General features: G+C 57.6%; 11 protein-coding genes. 6 read left to right on the forward strand and 5 right to left on the reverse strand.

The genetic code is table 11. From position 1 onward, the window contains the following. Positions 1-41 precede the first annotated feature (41 nt). The 3 genes from OEU85_RS17840 to OEU85_RS17850 form a co-directional block, all read right to left on the reverse strand. A complete protein-coding gene (locus OEU85_RS17840; protein WP_262692887.1) occupies positions 42-1,670 on the reverse strand; it encodes a serine hydrolase in 1,629 nt (542 codons plus the stop codon). A gap of 79 nt (positions 1,671-1,749) precedes the next feature. Beyond that, complete coding sequence (locus OEU85_RS17845) at positions 1,750-2,628, reverse strand: MipA/OmpV family protein (RefSeq protein WP_262692888.1); 879 nt, start codon at positions 2,626-2,628, stop codon at positions 1,750-1,752. A gap of 203 nt (positions 2,629-2,831) precedes the next feature. Beyond that, on the reverse strand, positions 2,832-4,202 hold the full coding sequence (locus OEU85_RS17850; RefSeq protein WP_262692889.1) for an MATE family efflux transporter: 1,371 nt from the start codon (positions 4,200-4,202) through the stop codon (positions 2,832-2,834). A 153-nt stretch (positions 4,203-4,355) separates the two neighbouring features. On the opposite strand from OEU85_RS17850, the gene OEU85_RS17855 reads away from it, so the two are divergent. The 5 genes from OEU85_RS17855 (at position 4,356) to OEU85_RS17875 (ending at position 10,007) form a co-directional block, all read left to right on the forward strand. Further along, entirely contained in the window at positions 4,356-6,095 is a 1,740-nt protein-coding gene (locus tag OEU85_RS17855) for an OPT family oligopeptide transporter (protein WP_262692890.1), read from the forward strand. Between the two features lie 14 nt (positions 6,096-6,109). Further along, on the forward strand, positions 6,110-6,655 hold the full coding sequence (locus OEU85_RS17860) for a hypothetical protein (protein ID WP_262692891.1): 546 nt from the start codon (positions 6,110-6,112) through the stop codon (positions 6,653-6,655). A gap of 20 nt (positions 6,656-6,675) precedes the next feature. Beyond that, positions 6,676-7,125 carry a RidA family protein gene (locus OEU85_RS17865; RefSeq protein WP_262692892.1) on the forward strand — a complete coding sequence of 150 codons (450 nt, stop codon included), beginning with the start codon at positions 6,676-6,678 and terminating at the stop codon, positions 7,123-7,125. A gap of 293 nt (positions 7,126-7,418) precedes the next feature. Next, positions 7,419-8,699: a Xaa-Pro dipeptidase gene (locus tag OEU85_RS17870; protein WP_262692893.1), complete on the forward strand. Its 1,281-nt coding sequence runs from the start codon at positions 7,419-7,421 to the stop codon at positions 8,697-8,699. A 24-nt stretch (positions 8,700-8,723) separates the two neighbouring features. After that, positions 8,724-10,007: a M24 family metallopeptidase gene (locus tag OEU85_RS17875; protein ID WP_262692894.1), complete on the forward strand. Its 1,284-nt coding sequence runs from the start codon at positions 8,724-8,726 to the stop codon at positions 10,005-10,007. 149 nt (positions 10,008-10,156) lie between these two features. On the opposite strand, the gene OEU85_RS17880 is transcribed toward OEU85_RS17875, so the two are convergent. Continuing rightward, positions 10,157-11,260: a phospholipase D-like domain-containing protein gene (locus OEU85_RS17880; RefSeq protein WP_262692895.1), complete on the reverse strand. Its 1,104-nt coding sequence runs from the start codon at positions 11,258-11,260 to the stop codon at positions 10,157-10,159. Positions 11,261-11,418: 158 nt separating this feature from the next. Here OEU85_RS17880 and OEU85_RS17885 point away from each other — a divergent pair, with 158 nt between their 5' ends. Continuing rightward, positions 11,419-12,126 (forward strand): class I SAM-dependent methyltransferase, encoded by a 708-nt coding sequence (locus OEU85_RS17885; protein WP_262692896.1) that lies wholly within the window; start codon positions 11,419-11,421, stop codon positions 12,124-12,126. A gap of 42 nt (positions 12,127-12,168) precedes the next feature. Here the strand turns inward: OEU85_RS17885 and OEU85_RS17890 are convergent, their stop codons facing one another. Then, positions 12,169-13,740, reverse strand: a complete 1,572-nt coding sequence (locus tag OEU85_RS17890) for an MFS transporter (RefSeq protein ID WP_262692897.1) — start codon at positions 13,738-13,740, stop codon at positions 12,169-12,171. Between the last annotated feature and the right edge of the window lie 79 nt (positions 13,741-13,819).

Consider the following 13,819-nt stretch of genomic DNA (forward strand, 5'->3'; position numbering starts at 1 on the left):
CGGTGTGAAATCAAGCGGGTTTTTGCTTGGCCAGGCGCGGTCTAAAGCGCGCTGAAATCACCGGCAAGGCCAAGGGCCACGGTGATGAGAAAAAGCGCCATCGCCGCGAACGAGAGCAGCGCCAGATGCGGCCCGGCGACCAGGATGGCAACACCTTTTTCCGGCATCAGCCCGCGCCGCACAAATGACATGGCCAGCAGGGGGATGGCCAGTATCAACATCAGCCCCACGTTCAGGCCGATACGCCACAGCGTGACAAGGATAGGCAGGTCGAGCGCGTACATGACACCGGGCCAGGCATACCACTCGGCCAGCAGTGCGCCGCCAATTAGCCCGGTGCCGATGAGGGCGAAAGCCGCCATGCGCCGCCAAGGCCGCCCGACCGGGCTTTTCAGATGAAAGGCGGCGGTCAGAAGGGCGGCGAACACCCAGGGCGCGATGCTGGCGATAAAATCCATATGACCCAGGGGGCCGGTATAGCGGTAAAGCGCATCCCCCAGATAGGCGTAGCCACCCATGCGGTAGGGGCTGAGCGTCAGCACGTCGCCGGTCTTGTTTTCATAGCGGTAGGGCACGACCTCGTGGAAACTGCGGTCAAACGGCTGTGGCGCGGCATCCCCCCCGCGGTCCGGTATTTGGGCGAGGCTGAGCGTCAGGCTGCCGTCATTTTCCTCGCTCAAGGTCATCCAGTCCGCCGCCATGGTGCGCGCCCGTGACTGGAGCCATGCCGATGGTTTGTCCGAGCGTGTGTAGCGTCCGCCAACCTCTGTGGGGGGCACCATGCGCCGGGCTTCCTCACGCGGGCCAGTGATGGTGTGGGGCGGGAAATTCTCGCGGGCGATCTGCATGACGATGTTGTGGAAGCGCTGTTTTGCCTCACCCGGGATGCCCGGCGCCATGAACACCACCCCTTCGCGCGGGAAGGCGATAATGCCCGGCGCAACTTCAAGCCATGCCAGGCCGTGTGAGACCTTGATGGCACCCACGGCACTTTTCAGTGGCCCCATGGGGTGCAGTCGCCACAGGCTTTCAGCGGCGATGAGCCGGTATATTTCAGGAGTGAGAAACGCCTGGCCGCCCGCTGTTTCATTGTGCAGCAGCACCCGGCCCAGCGCAGGCGCCAGCGGACGCCCCAGCGGGATGTGCAGTTGGGCGTCGAAGACATTGGCAAGCGGTTTCCCTGAAGCCTGTTCAAGCAAGGCGGCCAGAACTGCGTCGCCCACAATGTCATCTGTGGCTACCTGCCCCGGCGTACGCAATTCAATAGTATAGGACCGGAGGGTGATGTCGGGTTGGATCAAGCCGCCTGGCGGTGTCGCAAACCCCGCAGTGCCGGTCAGGAGATGCCGGAGTGTCAGCGCGACCTTGAAGGGATAGTCGTTGACCATGTCTGGTAGAAATTTTGCAACTGGCTCGTCCATGTCAAGCAGGCCTTCGGCCACGAGGCGAAGGGCTGCAAGGCGTAGCATCAGGCGCTTGAGGTCGGCCTCTCCGTTTTGCGTCTGAACAAAACCGTATGTCTGGTCGCCATTGACAAAAAAAGCCTCCACCTGCACGGCCTTCAGGCGCGGCAGCACATCATCGGCACGCAGCACAATGGCTTGTGCGGATATCCCGCTTGTGAAAACAAGCATGAGAAAAATGGTAAGCGCGGCGCGTTTCACAACCATAAGGCCTTGGCGTTATTGAACTTCCAGCTAATTAAAGCACGGAACGTCCGCCCTTGCCATAGGCCAAAAAGGAGCGCGATCAGAACTGGAACTGCAGCCCCGCCCCGCTTACCAACTGCGTCGCGGAACCGTAGCCGCCGCCTGACAGCGGGCTGTCACCTGCGCTACCGAACAGGCGCCCGAGGGCGACAAGCCCCAACAGGCGAACGGATTCGTTTATCTTATAGGCACCAATCACGTTCAGCGATACTTCCGAGAACCCGGCATCGGCATCAAAGGCGGGCAGGTTCAGCGCTGAATTGGCTGACTGCGTCGGTGTAATGCCATAGTTGGTTTGCATGGCCTTTTCCGACATCCATTTGGCGCGGATGCCGGCCCCCATGGCGAAATCACCGGCCTTGAAGATGCCGTGCCCTGCGGTCAGGCGGATCTGCATGCCCTGTGCAGCGCCAAGGGCTTGCCGTATCTCGGCGTTGATCAACATGCTTTTGGTCGAATAACGCGCAAAGGCCCCCACATCAATGGTGGTCGAAATGTCGCCAAGGCCAGCAAGCGCCTTGTTGGTATCCTCGCCACGACCGCCATGCAGGTTCAACAGCGGCCCGGCTTCGAAGTCGTCTTTTTTATAGGCCGAATAGGTGAATTTCCCGCCGTTGAGCCGCCATACTTCCTTGTAGCGAATGTCAATAAGCGGAATGGCGCGAAAGCGGTAATTGTTTGACCCGTCGTAATCGGGGGTCCAGCCAATACCAACGCCGATGCGGGCTTTGACGTCCTGGCTGTCAAGGTCACCGGGCAGCAGAAGGTCGATACCATCCTGCACGGCCTCAAGCGCATTGTTGAAGCTGTCCGCCATGCTGAAGCGGTCCGCATTGGCGCCGCCTGACGGGATGGTCATCAGCGTGGCAGCTGTAAGTGCCCCCGCCGTGTTCTTTATCTTCTGTCTCTTGTGCAACACAGGTCCCCGAGCTCCTGCAAAAAATGCGTCCAAAACGGACGCAAAGTCCTGTCGTGTCATTGTTTTATTGTCTCAGACAAAAAGGTAAAATTAAGGCGCCTTTGTGCCCGGAAAAATCTTATTGGTTGCATTGAGGATAGCCGCTGCGCTTTTGAATGGAAACGCAAATCATTGTCAGGGTGGATTTTAGAGGCCAGGTCGCCTTACGGCTTGGTGCGGCTCAGGTGATAGAAACGTACCATCTGCAGCGCAAAGGAAATCACCACGCCGATCAACATGCCCTCCATCAACCCCTGGAGGCCGTGGCCCATGGGAAACGCCAACACATAACAGGCCGGCAGCATGACAAAGGCGAAAGAGAACCCCTGAAGCACCGTGGGCCACCATGTCTCGCGGTAGCCGCGCAACACAGCGGACGCCACCATTTGCGCGGCGTCAAATATCATGCCGAAGGTGTAGACGATGGCGAAAGGCAGTAACAGCACGACGATGCGTTCATCCTTGGTGAAAATGCCCAGAAGCGGCCCGGTATAGACATAAATGCCAAGGGCAAAAAGGCCGGTGACGATAAAATTCAGCACCACGCCTGACAGCCCGGCAAGGGCGGTGTCCGCCCGGTCACGGCGGGAATAGGCAATACCTGTGCGTACGCTGGTGGCAACACCGATGCCGATGGAGATCATCAGCGGCACTCCCAGCACCTGATAGACAACACCGTGGGCCGCCAGCGGCACGGTACCGAGCCAGCCCGCGAAGACCGCAAGAGCGGAGAAGGCCAACACCTCCGCCGCCAGCGAGACGGCGCTGGCATACCCCATATGGCGCTGGTCGCGCCATTCTGCCCACTTCTGGCCGTGGGGTTTGCGGGTGCCATAACCTCGCACGCTGGGCGCATACCAGACATAGGTGAAGGCCGCGCCCGCAAGACACCAGCGGATAACGGTGGACGTCCATGCGGACCCCGCGGCACCCATTTCCGGGAAGCCGAAGGCGCCAAAGATGAGCACATAGTCGAGGACAAGGTTGATCACATTTGCACCCAGCATCAGGTAAAACCCGACCTCGGCGCGCTTGATACCCTCCAGGAACATGGTGGAGTTGAGGAACAGCAGGTGCCCGGGCACCCCGACCGCAAGGATGCGGATAAGGTGGCCTGCCTCCCGCGCTTTCTCGTCCGTCTGGCCAAGAAGCGCAAGCCAGTAGTCAGCGGGCCAGATGGCTGCAAGAATAAGGAACCCCACGATAACCGTGAAGGGCAGGTTGCGTCTCCATACGCGCCCTGCCTCGCGGGGGTTATCTTCGCCAATGGCGTTCGCCACATACACCGTGATGCCGCCAAGAAGGCCAATGCCAACCACAAGGGCAAACATGATCACCGACTGGTTGGCTAGGTTAAGCCACGCCAGATGCTCGGTCGCATAGTGGCCGACAAGGGCGGTGTCGACCATCGACAAGCCCATGACACCAATGCGCATCATCACCGCAGGCAAGGCAAGCCGGGAAAGCTCGCTGAAGTGGCGCTTCAGGCGGTCCTTGAGCCACTCAGGGCTGATGGTTTGGCCGGTATCGGACATGCGGTATAAACCTAAATGCTACGGTCGTTTTGGGCAGGATCGACTAGACTGAACCCAAAGGATACTGCTAGGCTGGTTTTTACAAACTGGCAAGCGCTAGAGCAAATGCCGCCAAAAAAAGAAAAACAATCCAAATCCTTGGGGGAGGTACAGGTGTCACAAGAAAATCATGCTAGCCAGGGGCCGATAACACACGGCGCATATCCTGAGCTTTCATCCTACGCCATTGCCGTAGGCTATTTTTTGGGCGTTATCATTGCCATGTCCATTGGCTTTGCGGCCCTGAAACTCGGCTTCTCGATTGAAGGGTCGGAACTGGCCGCCATCCTTGGCTTTGGCATTCTGCGCGGCATCCTGCGTCGTCGCTCGATTGTTGAGAACAACGTTACACAGACAGTGGCCAGCGCGGTCAACGGCGCATCGTCGGGCATGATGTTTTCGGTACCGGCCATTTTCATTCTTGGTTTTGGCAATGACTTCAATCCCTACGTGCTGACGTTTGGTGCCATCGCCGGTGCCTTCCTTGGTATCGCCTTCATCATCCCGCTTCGGAAACAGATGATCGATTTTGAGCGCCTGACCTATCCGGGCGGCGTTGCCGTGGCGACCATCCTCAAGTCACCGGGGGCGGGCATTGAAAAAGCAAAATTGCTGGTCATTGCCATGCTGCTTTCCGGTGCCCTGCATGCCATCAGTCTGGCAACAGGCGTGGAAAACTGGCCGCTGTTCGAGCAACTTGGCCTGCCTGCCTATATGAACGGCACATGGTACCTGTCGCTGATGACCATCGGCGTTGGTTACATCGCCGGGCGTGGCGGCGTGGCCTTTATCATTGGCGGTTATGTTTGTTACTTTGTGCTGGCACCCATGTTGTCGGCGACCGACCTGTTCCCCGTGGTCAATGGTGTGCTGGTGAATGAACCTGGGCCTCTGCGCACGTTGCTGTTCCGGCCCGTGGGTATCGGCATGCTGATTGGCGGTGCGGTGATCGGGGTGCTGTTTGCCTTTCCGCTTATCCGGTCCGCCGTGTCGTCCATGCAGTCCTCCGCCAAGGTGGACAGCGCTATGAGCCGCGACGAGATGCCGATCAAGCTTTTGTATATCGCCATTGGGGGTGCGGCAGTGTTGCTTGGCATCATGGCCATCACCTCGGCTGAGCAGGTGGGTATCGTGCGTGGCCTGATGATGGCGGTTCTCGGCACGCTTTGGATATGGATGGCAGGCATCATTCTCTCGGAAGCCATTGGGCGGACCAACTGGTCACCGTTGTCGGGCATGACGCTGGTCGCGGTCACATTGTTGATCGTGATCACGCAAAGCTTTGGCGGCATGGACAAGATGCAGGCCATCGTGGCGGCGGTCACTGTGGGCGCCGCGACATGCGTGGCGATGAGCCAGGCAACAGACCTGATGCTTGACCTGAAGACAGGCTATCTTGTCGGCGCTACGCCGCGCATGCAGCAACTCGGGCAGTTTGCCGGTGCATGGCTTGGGCCCTTGGTGATCATCGTGCTGATTTATGTGCTGCATGATGCCTATGGCCTTGGTTCAGACAAGTTGCCAGCCCCGCAAGGACAAGCGCTGGCAAGCATGGTGAACGGTATTCTGGGCGGTGATGTACCGACCGAGAAATATATCGCCGGGGCCTTGATGGGGGCGCTGCTCTCCGCCGTTCAAGGCGGGCTTGGCATCACGGTGGGGCTTGGTTTCTACCTACCGTTCAACATTGTGCTGACCTATTCCATCGGCACCTTGCTGCGCGAAATTACTGACCGCAAGGCAGGCCACGCGTGGTCCGACAACAAGGGCATTCCCATTGCGGCGGGCCTGATTGTCGGTGAGGCACTTGTAGGCGTGGGTTACGCCGTTAACATCATCATCAGCGCCAATTAAGGGAGGGCTTCAAGATGAAAAAGATTGCTTATCTGATCGTTGTGTTGGCGTTCCTCGCGGGCGCGTTCCTGGCATCCCTGCATCCAACGGAGATGGATTGGCCAAGCTTCCTGCCGGTGATGCTGGCGGGGGTGATCGGCGTGGTGCTGATCAAGCGATCCGAAAGTGCGGAGGCACGGTCTTCGGACAAACTGGCGCGCAACCGTGTGCTACTTGAGGAAAGCCTCGCTAACATCGTCACCAACCTGAAAGCGCTTGATGGCCGCAAGGACAAGGTGCCGACATACGACATGCGGTTCGAGATCGACAAATTGTTCCGTGATGACCTGACCAATTTTGCCGATGCACGCGACAGCATGAAACACCTGTTTGGCCTGCAGTCCTATGCGGACGTGATGTCCAGTTTCGCGGCGGGGGAACGCTATATCAACCGCGTGTGGTCTGCCTCGACCGATGGGTACATCGATGAGGTGCTGGCCTATGTGGAAAAATCCCTCAGCCAGTTTGAACACGCGCAGGAAGAGTTCCAGAAGGCAGCCACGGCTGCCGCGCCGGTCTGAACGGTGTCAGGAGAGGGTGCGTGAAACTTGTATTGGCCACCGCACTGGCGCTGGCAATGAGCCTGCCTGGCATGGCAGAGGGTGCGCGTGACCGTGCCGATGTGATTGTGCCTGAAGGGTGGCAGAATGCCTACGAGAACTGGCACTATGCACCGGCGGTGAAAATCGACGGCCGGATTTATGTCTCCGGCGTGGTAAGCGTGCCGCGTGACGGCGATATGAAAGCAGCTTACCGGCAGGCATGGCAGGCGATCGGCTCGCTCCTCGAGGAAGCTGGTTCCAGCCTTGATGACATCGTGGATATCACCACATTCCACACCAACCTGCGCCCGGAATTCCCTGAGTTTACCGCCGTGAAGGATGAATTCATCCGCAAACCCTATCCTGCCTGGACCGCGATCGGTGTGGATAGTCTCCTCATGCCGGAGGCCAATGTGGAGATCAAGGTCATCGCTCACCTGCCCGAATAAGGCGCCCTGTGAGACAGAGAAACAGGCCGCAGTCCGCGTGAAAGTCCAATTGGACAAGGCTGGGAAATCAGGCTGCGCTCACTGCCTGTTTTCTAACGTATAAAGGGACGTTTGCACGCCTGCTCATCAAGGCGGCCCTGTGCCGCCGGTTTTCTTTTGTGCGTTACTGCGCGCGCTAGGCCGTCTGTCCGGGGTTCATTGCATCATAGACTGCAACACATAATCGCATTGGACATGATGCCGATTTCGGCCTACGGTCACCGCCTGATTTTGTGGCATAAAAGGGGATATTTATGCGTAAGCTTTGGGCTGTAGCCTTGGTGGCTGCCGGGGTAGTGGGAATGGCGGCGCCAGCCTCTGCGGCGGAAATTGTCATCACCGCCGATGCAATGATTGACGTTGTCAAAGGCAAGCGGGTTGAAAAGCCGATGATTGTGGTGCGCGATGACCGTATCGTCGCCATTGGCAAACAGGGCACCTTCACCGCAGCGGAAGATGCGCAGGTCATTGCCCTTGACGGCATGACCTTGCTGCCCGGTTTCATGGACATGCATGTGCACCTCTCTGGCGACGCGGAAACGCCATTTTACATGTCCATGGGATATTCGGTGCCGCGCCAGACGGTTGTCGCGGTCAAGAACGCCCAAAAAACGCTGATGGCAGGTTTCACCACCGTGCGAGACCTTGGCGATGAAGGCTATGCGGTGATTGGCGTGCGCGACGGCATCAACGCGGGCGACATTGTCGGGCCACGCATTTTCTCAGCCGGGAACGCGCTTGGCATCACCGGTGGTCACTGCGACAATAATTTCCTCGCGCCTGAAATGCAGGCCGTGTCAGGCGGTGTGGCGGATGGCCCGTGGGCCGCGCGCGAAAAGGTGCGCGAGAATATCAAATACGGTGCCAACGCCGTTAAATTCTGCGCCACAGGTGGTGTGTTCTCCAAGGGCACCAAGGTTGGTATCCAGCAATATACGCTTGAGGAAATGAAGGCGATCGTGGACGAAGGCCACCAGCGCGGCCTTGTGGTTGCAGCGCACGCGCACGGCACCAGCGGTATTAAGGCGGCGATTGTAGCGGGCGTTGATTCGGTTGAGCATGTCAGCTTCCTGGACGACGAGGGAGTGGCGCTGGCCAAGAAGTTCGGCACCTATTTCTCGATGGATATCTACAACACCGAATATACGCTGACCTATGGCGCGGAAAACGGTGTGCCGGAAGAAAACATCAACAAGGAACGCCAGGTGTCTCAGCGCCAGCGTGAAAGCTTTACCCGTGCGGTGAAGGGCGGCGTGAAAATGGTCATGGGCACCGACGCGGCCATCTACCCGCACGGCGATAACGCCAAACAATTCTCCCGCATGGTTGAATTTGGCATGACACCGATGCAGGCCCTGCAGGCGGCAACCATCAATGCGGCGACCCTGATGAAACAGGAAAGCGACCTTGGCGCGTTGCAGGAAGGTTTTCTGGCGGACATCGTAGCGGTGAAGGGCAATCCGCTTGATGACATCACGGTCACGGAGAAAGTGATTTTCGTCATGAAAGACGGCGTGGTTTATAAGGGCGAATAACAAAAGCCAGAGGGAGGCGAGGGCATGACTTTATCCAAACGTGATTTCCTGAAATTTGGTGCTGGTGCCGCGGTGGGCACGGCGCTCGCGGGGACAGCCGCGCGCGCGTCAGGCGCCAGTGGTAGCACCAAGCCGGCGACGGGGTTCAAACCTATTACCGGAGACGTGAAACCGATCACGGTGGAGGAGCGTCTTGCTCGTATCGTAAGGGCGCAAAAACTGATGCGGGATGAAGGCCTTGCCGCCATCCTGCTGGAGCCCGGCCCGGCGATGCTCTATTTTACTGGTATCAGTTGGTGGCGCAGCGAACGGCTGACTGCGGTTGTCATTCCAGCGGAAGGTGACATCGCGGTTGTCACTCCGTTTTTTGAAGAGCCCAGCGTGCGCGAAAGCATGAGCTTTGGCGACGACGTGCGTACATGGCACGAACACGAAAGCCCGTTTGAGCGTGTGGCAGGTATACTGAAGGACCGGGGCCTCGTAAGCGGCAAGATCGGGTTCGAGGATACCGTGCGCTATTTTGTGGTTGAGGGCATGAAAGCCGCAGCACCGGGATTTGAGATCACCAGCGCGCTGCCCGTTACCCTTGGCTGCCGCATGTATAAAAGCGAAGCGGAACTGGCACTGATGAAAAAAGCCAATGAGGTGACGCTGAAGGCTTATGAACATGTCTGGGGCACGCTTGAGGCCGGTATGGCGCCTTCCGATATCACGTCATTGATGGGCGCGGCACAGGCCGCGCTTGGTGGCAGCGGCATCTGGAACATGGCGCTTCTCAATGAAGCCAGCGCCTACCCGCATGGCACCAGCCAACCACAAACACTGGCGGAAGGCGGCATCGTGTTGATGGACTGCGGCTGCGCGGTAGAGGGCTACCAGTCTGACATCTCGCGCACCTTTGTGTTTGGTGAGCCGTCAAAACGCCAGCGCGAGGTGTGGGACACTGTGCGCAAAGGCCAGGAGATTGCTTTCGAGACGGCGCAAATAGGCACGCCTGCGGGCAAGGTGGATGATGCAGTGCGCACTTATTATGAAAGCCTTGGGTATGGCCCCGGCTACCAGACACCGGGCCTGAGCCACCGCACCGGTCACGGCATTGGCATGAAGGGGCATGAGAGTGTCAATTTTGTCCATGGCGAAAAAACACCACTTGCCACCGGCATGTGTTTCTCCAACGAGCCGGGCATCTACATCTTCGATGAATTTGGTGTGCGGCTTGAGGACTGCCTGTATATGACCGACAGCGGCCCGAAGTGGTTCACGGAACCGCCTGCAAGCCTTGACGATCCGATTGGCAAGCTCGGTTAAGTAGGCGATTTGCAACCTTATTGTAGCGAATACCTAAATTTTTTCTAGGTAGGCGGGCACCCTCTTTCGCGGCACAGTACCCTGGTCGACTGGTGATCGACAGACTGCATTGGGGCGTGCCATCGATGGGGGTGGCATGTCCCGTTTTTTTACATATACCGACGGAACGGTCGCAACAGCGTGCCGGTTATTTTTTCGGACAGAGGCCGACCATGCCAATCATCGGTGGTGAACGGCCTGCTGCGCGTGCGGTCTTGTTCAAACTGTTCCTGAAGCTCGGCGATAAAATTGCTGTCGCCGGTCGTGATCATCACTTCCTCATTTTGTTTCATGCTCAGCCCATCAAGGTTGAAACTGCCGATAGCACACCAGCTGTCGTCAACGATAACCTGCTTCAGGTGCAACATGGAGGGTTCGTAATAATAGACCTTTGCACCGCGTTCGATCAGTGGTCCGCACAGCTTTTTGCCCACGACATAAGGTGCATATTTGGAATAGTCCGACAGGATTAGTTCCAGTTCGACACCCCGGCCCAAAAGGTTGAAGAGCGGCTCAAGCACGTCGCTCACTGGCGCAAAATAAGGGGTGGATAGCCGCACGCACCGGTGTGCCTTTTCCAGCTCTTCCCTAAAGACTTTGGTGAAGTCTGCGTTGCTGGTGTGTGGCGCGTTTGCGATGACCGCATAGGGTTTATCGCCGGAAAAATCCACACCGTTTTCCGCGATCGGCGTGCCATCTTTGACAAAATTCCAGGTGGTATTGAAAAGTGTGAGGAACTGGTCAGTAACCTCGCCGTCAAACTCCACCATGCTGTCGCGCCAGTTGTGGATTTTGTCGAGGATGCAAACACCGCCCGCAAAGGTTTTATGGTCGTCCACAATCAGAACCTTGCGGTGGTTACGCGGGAAAAATTTCAGCGGCGCAGCGCTTTTAAGGGTTGGCGCCCGGTAAAATCCCACCTCAGCTCCCGCAGCAGTGAGTTCCTGTGGTGCACTGGAATAATAGAAATCGCTGCAGCCCCACCAATCCAGCAGCACCCGCACCTTGACGCCTGCTTTTGCCCGTTCTTTCAGCACCTCGGTGAAGCGGTCGCCAATCTCGCCGGGCAACAGGATATATTCTTCCAGGTTGATGGATTTTTCGGCACCCTTGCAGGCCTCCAGCATGGCTTCCCACGCACCGGTGACGGTGTGGTGAAAGCGGTAAGGTCTGTTTGTGCTGCTCGCGGCCTCAATGCTGTGGCTGGCGTTCATTTACCCATCCTCCTTAGGTCTGCGACCATTATGTCCGGAACAGCATAAGGATTCGATTGGGCTCAGCGGCGGCATGAATAAATGCCCGAACTTATTGAGGCTTGTATTTCCCGGTTTTTGAATTAGTTACGTAATAACGTTTATACGGGAGCAAGCAGATGAGCGAGAACAACGCCGAGGCCAAAGCCGCATTTGAGGGCGAGAACGCCAGGAATTATGACAAGACGCGGGCGCGTCTGATGGCAGTGAAGGACGCGCTGCATTTCTGTATGAAGCATGTTTTGGCGACATTGCCTGTCGACGCACGTATCCTTTGTGTCGGCGCGGGCACGGGGGACGAACTGTTTGCATTGGCTGACATGTTCCCGACCGCACGATTTACAGTGGTGGAGCCGTCTGCCGGCATGGTCGCGGTGTGCCGTGACAAGGCGGCCGCGAGGGGTGTTGAGGGCCGTTGCCACTTTCACACCGGTTACCTCGACAGCCTTGAAGACAACGGCCCATTTGATGCTGCCACGGCTATCCTCGTTTCCCAGTTCTGCGTTGTGTATGAGGAGCGCGTGGCCTTCTTTCGCGGCATCGCAGACCGGTTGCACAAGGGCGGTATCCTGGTCAATGCTGACCTGAGTGCGGATTTGAAAAGCGCGGAGTTTCAAGGCCTGTGGTCAGTGTGGGCCACCATGCTGCACGGGGCGGACATGCCGCCGGGCACGGCTGAAAAGTTTCTTGAGGCTGCGGGGCGTGGGATTGCGGTCTCAACCGATGGTGAGATCAAGGCACTGTTGACCGAAAGCGGGCTTGAAGACCCGGTTCATTTTTTCCAGTTTTTGATGATCCATGGCTGGTTCAGCAGAAAACCAGAGTGAGAAACCGCCGATATTGACGATTTCCCACCTCTGCTGTCAGGGCTATTTTTCCTGCATCATGGCGATGCGGTAGGTCCACCGGCCATAGGCATACAGACCGATGGCTGACACAAGGCCTACTGCTGCCATCAGGTACCAGACAGCGCCTATATTGTTGGCGGCATACAACTGTGTGGTCAGCGCGTCGGCACTCTGGCCGGTGACCTCGATGAGTTTGTCGAAGGCTTCTCCGTTTGGCACGGCGGCGATCTGGTCTGCGTTCAACCCCTCATTCGTTAACATACGACGGGAGATCTGCTCCTTGGACGCCAGTTCGCCATAGAGGTAAAAGCCGATAAAGCTTTCACTCATCCAGCCGATGGCAAGGGGTAGCTGGCTGAATCCAAGATACATGGCCTTCTTCTGGGCGGGTGCGATGTTGCCGATATATTCAATGGCCTTGGGGGCAGCCAGCATCTCGCCGATGGAGAAGATGACAATGGCCAGCACAATCAGCCACGCATAGTTAAACCCGCCGAAGATCAGCAGTGCTGCGGACGCGCAGAATGTGCCCAGCGCCATGGCGTTCGCTGCCTTCAGGCGTGCGCCTACGCCGGCAACGAGGAAACAGACAATCATGATCAGCAGCGAGTTCAGGTTCACCATGCCTTCCGGCATGATACGGGTGCCCTCGTTGTTCATGGCAAAGAAGCGAATCGCCCAGTCACTGGGGCCGTCTGCTCCCCAGACGTCACGCACGATCACGCCAGTGTCCACCCAGTCGCGGAAGAAAAGCGGACCGATATCCCAGAAGATATAGAGCATGAACCAGAAACCGGAGAAGAGCACGATATACCAGACAAGATAGGGGTTCGCGAGTTCCGTCAGACTATCGCGCCAGAGTGGTTTTTCGCTGATCTCCCCGCTTTTGACCTTGGCACGGTGGGCGAGACGTTCTTCCTTGTCGACTTCCTTATAGGTCAGCAACAGCAGAAAATTGAGTGAGATGATGCCCGCGCAGGCATAAAATACATAGGCCCATTCCATTTGCCGCATATAGGCCGCGAGTACCGGCCCCAGGAAGCCCCCGATGTTCACCGTCTGGTAAAACACCCCCCAGGCAATGGAACTGTTCTGCCGGTTGGTTGCCTTGACAATGGTGCCCTGAATGCCTGGTTTGAAGATACCGGTGCCAAAGGCCAGTACAACGGCACCAGCCATAAAGCCCCAGAAGCTGGGGAAGACAGCCATCAGAAGGTAGCCGGCAATTTTGATTCCGGTGGAAGCAAAGATGGTTTCCTTATACCCGGCGCGGTCGGAGATACCGCCGGTAAACACCGGGACAAAGGTCTGGGTGATCACCCAGACGGTCATGATAATGCCAACTTGCGCTTCCACCAGGCCCAAGCCGCCATTTGATGCCGCGTCGGTGCCGTAAAGCCCGGCAACCTGACGGGTGCCGTAGAAAGCCAGCCGCTCCACCATTTCCATACCGCCACATATCCAGAAGACATATGACAGGCTTGCAAGAGCTGCAAAGGTTCCCAGTTGTTTGACATCGGTGACGGCATTTGTATGAAGGTTGGCGTGGTCATCGGCCAAGCTGCCGCCCTGATCTTCAGGATTACCTGACATACCTCTCCCCTTTTATATCTTGTTGGTCCGCCGTTTATGGCGTGACGTTATTGTTTGGCACATTCGCGCGGTGCCCCTA

The sequence above is a fragment of the Kordiimonas aestuarii genome (assembly GCF_025574465.1).
In the GTDB taxonomy this organism is placed as follows: Bacteria; Pseudomonadota; Alphaproteobacteria; order Sphingomonadales; family Kordiimonadaceae; genus Kordiimonas; species Kordiimonas aestuarii.